Origin of the sequence: Acinetobacter lwoffii (genome assembly GCF_024129595.1) — a bacterium.
Lineage (GTDB): Bacteria > Pseudomonadota > Gammaproteobacteria > Pseudomonadales > Moraxellaceae > Acinetobacter > Acinetobacter lwoffii_O.
On sequence record NZ_JAMXXS010000066.1, the window covers coordinates 1 to 5,242 of the forward strand.

Below are 5,242 nucleotides of genomic sequence, written 5' to 3' on the forward strand. Positions count from 1 at the left end.
GCGTTTGAATTCAGAATCTGAAAAACGATTTAATTTCTGATATCTCATGAAATTTATATTGAGGTGGTTTTTACTTTCGCAAGAGGTCTATTGGAAAACTAATAGCAATTTTGCAAAAAGAAATAATTGCAACAAAAGTCGACGTAATTAATGATGCTTTAAAAGTGATTGGATCAAAGTTAAACGTAGATGGAGAAGAAAGATTAAAAGATTTTAAGGAATTTGATGATTCAATTAATGAAAAAATAGAAGATTTTTTCCCCGGATTAAAGCTGAATATTGATATTCCAACACCTGATATTGCAGATCTGTTTAAGCAGGGAAAAATTAAAGTTACGGAAGAGGGCAATCAGAAGAAAACTGATTTTACTGATATGGGGCATGGTGCTCAAAGAGCTATTCAAATGACTTTAATTAGGCATTTAGCAGAAATTACAAAAGATGTTTCTAAAGAGGGAAAAACGAATTTACTCCTTATTGATGAACCAGAATTATTCTTGCATCCGCAAGCTATTGAATTATTACGAGCATCTTTAAAAAGTCTTTCAAAGAAAGGTTATCAAGTCATATTTACAACACATTCACCATTTATGATCGAACAAGACGATATTCCATATACGAATATTGTGCGTAAAAATGCTGAAGGAACACGAGTTGAAGTCAGATTAAAAGAAGCTATTACTAAGATTTTAGACACTCATGATGCACAAGCGCGACTACTGTTTGAAACTTATAATTTAGGACAAATTTTATTTTCAGATACTGTACTTATTGCAGAAGGTGATACTGAAAAGCAAGTTTTACCGCCCTTAATTAAAAAAATTACAGGTAAAACATTAGGAGAGCTCAAGTTAGCTTTAGTAATAGCTAATGGTTCACAGAGTATTCCTGGAATGATAAATATTTTAAAAGAGATGAATATTCCTGCGAAAGCATTGGCTGATTTAGATTTTGCATTTTCAGCCCATAAGTTTAAGTTGATTGAAAAAGAACATAAATGTATAAAAACATGTCTAGATATTATTAATGAGATACAACCGACTCATGGTTTTAAACTTGAAGGAGGATATCCAACAAAAGGTGGCGGCTTTAAAGCTGCTGAAATTTATGAATTATTAGCACAGCAGCAAAAAGCAGATGAATTTATTACTGAATTAAGAGAACATTTCAAAGCACAGTCAATTTGGGTGTGGAAGTTAGGTGCAATTGAGCCCCATCTTTGCTTAGAAACTAAAAAAACTGGTGAATGGTATAAGTTTAAGCAAAATTTAAATGAAAAAAGTGTTGAAGAAGTAATAGCAGATCTAGTTCATATTCAAGATTTTACTACTTGGTGTTTACAAAAAATTTAATCATTATTCTTCATGAGTTGAAGTTTTGAGTAATAGAAAAATTGGTAACCAACACTTTATAAGGTTGTCAAATTTTTTATGAAAATATTGCTTCGCCCAATCGACACCATCATTTACAAAAATGGACAATAGACATTCATCACCAGAGGGTTATACTAGCTAGACCATTTCTAAAACCATGGAGAACAAAGATGGTTACTGCTGGCGAAAAACCCGGAACAGGCTTCTATTTTTGTGTTCAATGCGGACACCGCACCTACTTAGAAATTGGTACTGATCGTTTACCACCGTGTACCAAATGCCAAGGCAATCAATTTAACAATAAGAATGCCTAAGCAAAACAACTCAAACAGTTATCCTCTGTTTTGAACGAAAGCCCTATTACTCAATAGGGCTTTTTGCTATCTAAACTTCGCTATTTATGATTTAAATTTGTTTGAAAATTGATCAATAAAACCCCATCTAAAACCCTGGATTCATCGTGTTTAGGGCAGCTCAATTGCAACATTATCTTGATCTTAATCATGACTCAGGTGTTGCCAATTACGAGATTGGTAACGAGTTTATTCGAGTTCAATTTAAGAAAACCTCGAAAGTTTATACTTATAGCTATAGCAGTGCCGGTTATCAGCATGTCGAAAACATGAAACAGCTTGCTCAATATGGCGATGGCTTGAATGCCTATATCAATCATCATACCCGACAGCTATTTGTACGATAAAACTGGTCTGCTTCTTGCTTCAGTGAAAGTCCTAGAAGGCAAATGTTTTCTAAAGAGGAAATATCTGCCTAGAAATAGTGCACGTGCATATATTAAAAAGAGGGCTATCACCTATGGATATTCAACAGCACGCACCAGAGTCAGGAAAATTAGAAAAAAAAGCCCATTTCTATTCTGCATGGCCGCTCATCTTGATTCTTTTTGGGGGCGCGATTGGCTCGGTTTACGCTGTAATCGCTTATTTGCTTAATTTGAAAATTTATAGTTCTGAGTTGACTAGAATTAATAAGGTACTGGCTAATCTTCTGTGCGGGATGTCCGCGATTAGTGCCTGGTGGTTTAGTGCGCAATGGATTCAGGGAACATTCTTTCAATAAAACAGCAATCCTGTCCTGAATATAAATTGCAATAAAGTCTCATTTTGGCGAATAAAAAAGCATAAAAAATTGGAAATGGAATTTATTTCTCTATATGTGGGTTAATAATGAAATAAATTTTCAGATTTAATGCAAATTAAAAAAACATAGGAAATTAATCCCGTCCATCTTTGCCTAATATAGCTTTCAAGGGTGTGATGGGATCGGAAAGAGTAGCATGCTGTGAGCGGCGCAAAACGCGAGTGCAGTACGAACCCAAAAGGTCTCGATTCGGCTTAGGACGCTATAGACCAAAAGTTTATAGGCTATAAGATCAGGTCTTACAAAGAATGATAGTTGAAGTAAACCATTGCGAGTTTTCCCAACACCCTAAAAAATTCTCCAGCAATATACGTAGAATTAAAAATTAAAATAAATATAAATCATAAATTTAAGAAAACTATTTATCCAAGCAGGATACAAATCCATCCTTCATTTATCAGCATGATCTGTTATTTTAAAAACATCAGCTGCCCCTTAGGGGAATCCTCATGAATCTCGATATCTGGTGCCGTTTTTTACTGTTTTGCACACTCATTAATTATGTCATTCTCATGATCTGGTTCATGGTCTTTATTTTTGCTCGAAACTGGATGAAGCAGGTGCATGGAAAATGGTTTCGGCTGTCAGATGCCAGTTTCGATGTGATTCATTATTCAGGGATGGCGCTCTATAAAATTGGGATTCTGCTATTTAACCTGACGCCGTTAATTGCAATCTATCTGATAAATCAAGGTTAAGTACGATGTTGTGATTGAATCTTCGAGTGATAAAAATAACATTGAATTAGTATCATTTTATCGCTACTTGATAGCGTGGCAGGATCAATAAGAACGAAAAAAGATTTCAAAGGAGTTGAAGGATGAATCAATTCAAACCGGCCCTGATTTTAGGCGCCTTGATCGGCTTGGGAATGATTATTACAGGATGGATTCTGGGCAATAGCGCGCTGAAAATTAAACAGTATGAACGTATAGTTTCGGTCAAAGGCTTGTCGGAACGCGAAGTCAAAGCCGATGTGGCGGTATGGCCAATCCGCTTTAATGCCGGCAGTCAGGATTTGGCCGAATTGTACGATACCATGCAAACCAATACCCAGGAAATTCAGACCTTCTTAAAAAATGAAGGATTTAGCACGGAAGAAATTACCAGTGCTTCACCGAGTATCACCGATAAATACGCCCAGCAATATGGCGGGGATGCCAATGTCGCGCTACGTTACACCGCCAGCCAGACCATTACAGTCTATACCCATAAAATAGATGCAGTGCGTGCGGCACAAAGTCGTCTGGTGGCCTTGGGCAGAAAAGGCATTGCCTTTGCAGGGGATGATTCGGGACAAAGAACGGAATATTTATTTACCAAGCTGAATGACATCAAGCCGGCGATGATTGAACAAGCCACCGAAAATGCCCGAAGTGTGGCGGAAAAATTTGCTGCCGATTCAAAAAGCAGTCTCGGCAAAATCAAGTCTGCCAATCAGGGGTTGTTTAGTATTGAAGATCGCGACAGCAATACCCCGTATTTGAAGAAAGTGCGTGTAGTCTCGACGGTCGATTATTATCTGGCAGATTAAGCTGAGCTGGTCAAGCACGGTAATTGACAGCCCAGAAGCCGCTTGTTATTTTGCGCGCATTGTTCCAGATGCTGTACCCTTAAAATGCCCATTAACCATGACTTTGTCTATTGTCCACCGCAAGAACCGTTGCATATCGTTTATGAAGATGATGATCTGGTGGTGATTGAAAAGCCGGCAGGATTATTGTCGGTTCCAGGGCGTTTACCTGAGCATCATGACAGTGCCTATTTGCGTGTGCTGGATAAATATCCGCAGGCCAAAATTACCCATCGTCTGGATATGGCCACCTCCGGTATTTTGATGTTTGCCAAACACCGCGATGCAGAAGTGGCAGTGAGTAAAATGTTTCAGGCACGCACGGTACTTAAAAATTATGTCGCGCTGGTACAAGGCAAACTTGAGGGTGAGGGCAGCGTCGAAGTGCCTTTAATTACCGACTGGGAAAACCGTCCGCGTCAGATGGTGCATTTTGAACTGGGCAAGGCCGCCAAAACCTTGTATCAGGCTTTAGAATATCTACCCCAGCAAGACATTAGTCGGGTGTTGTTGACCCCCATTACCGGCCGTTCCCATCAGCTACGCGTGCATATGCTGCATATCGGTCATCCCATTACTGGCGATAAAATTTATCATCCTGAACCCCAGCGCAGTCCTTTAAATCGTATGGCCTTGCATGCCAGTTATCTGGCTTTTACCCAGCCTTTGAGTGGTGTCACGGTCGAAATTAAGGCAGCCATACCGTTCTAATTTGATTCTGCTTAATAGTTAGATTCAACCGGACACATGCTTTTTAAGCTCATAAATATAATGAGGTTCAAGCCCTTAAACTGGGCAACCCGAATAAAAAGTGTGAGAATTTATTTCGATAGTAGCTTGGAGATGAGTAGCTTTACAAGCATGTTCAAATGAAATTTTCTACTGATCCATTGCCTGATCGGTTGTCACTACCGCACATAAATTTTTAATGTTCGGTTTATCTCTTGATGATGAGCCTAGAGAATTTTTATTCTTTTATCTCCCACTATAGGCCTGATGCCTTTATTTTTATGGTTTTTTAATTTTCCTTTCATTATTTTTAAACTTGGCGGATTCAAGCGGCAAGTGCAACAGTATAAAAACCAGCCATAACATCACTGGGCGTATACCATCCCAGTGTCTTTCTGGGGCGATTATT

General features: G+C 38.3%; 7 protein-coding genes. All 7 read left to right on the forward strand.

Annotated features, from left to right (window positions below; genetic code table 11):
• Positions 1 to 110: 110 nt before the first annotated feature.
• Positions 111 to 1,352 (forward strand): ATP-dependent nuclease, encoded by a 1,242-nt coding sequence (locus tag NI466_RS15420; RefSeq protein WP_253173985.1) that lies wholly within the window; start codon positions 111 to 113, stop codon positions 1,350 to 1,352.
• A gap of 191 nt (positions 1,353 to 1,543) precedes the next feature.
• Positions 1,544 to 1,687 carry a zinc ribbon-containing protein gene (locus tag NI466_RS15425; protein ID WP_004645925.1) on the forward strand — a complete coding sequence of 48 codons (144 nt, stop codon included), beginning with the start codon at positions 1,544 to 1,546 and terminating at the stop codon, positions 1,685 to 1,687.
• Between the two features lie 164 nt (positions 1,688 to 1,851).
• Positions 1,852 to 2,073: a hypothetical protein gene (locus tag NI466_RS15430; protein WP_004732115.1), complete on the forward strand. Its 222-nt coding sequence runs from the start codon at positions 1,852 to 1,854 to the stop codon at positions 2,071 to 2,073.
• 113 nt (positions 2,074 to 2,186) lie between these two features.
• Entirely contained in the window at positions 2,187 to 2,450 is a 264-nt protein-coding gene (locus NI466_RS15435; protein WP_253173986.1) for a hypothetical protein, read from the forward strand.
• A gap of 530 nt (positions 2,451 to 2,980) precedes the next feature.
• Positions 2,981 to 3,229 carry a DUF6868 family protein gene (locus tag NI466_RS15440; RefSeq protein ID WP_253173987.1) on the forward strand — a complete coding sequence of 83 codons (249 nt, stop codon included), beginning with the start codon at positions 2,981 to 2,983 and terminating at the stop codon, positions 3,227 to 3,229.
• A 122-nt stretch (positions 3,230 to 3,351) separates the two neighbouring features.
• Positions 3,352 to 4,065, forward strand: coding sequence for an SIMPL domain-containing protein (locus NI466_RS15445; RefSeq protein ID WP_004281732.1), 714 nt, complete (start codon positions 3,352 to 3,354; stop codon positions 4,063 to 4,065).
• A gap of 84 nt (positions 4,066 to 4,149) precedes the next feature.
• The gene (locus NI466_RS15450; RefSeq protein WP_253173988.1) at positions 4,150 to 4,815 is read left to right on the forward strand and encodes a pseudouridine synthase; all 666 of its coding nucleotides are present in this window, start codon (positions 4,150 to 4,152) and stop codon (positions 4,813 to 4,815) included.
• The last annotated feature ends 427 nt before the right edge of the window (positions 4,816 to 5,242 follow it).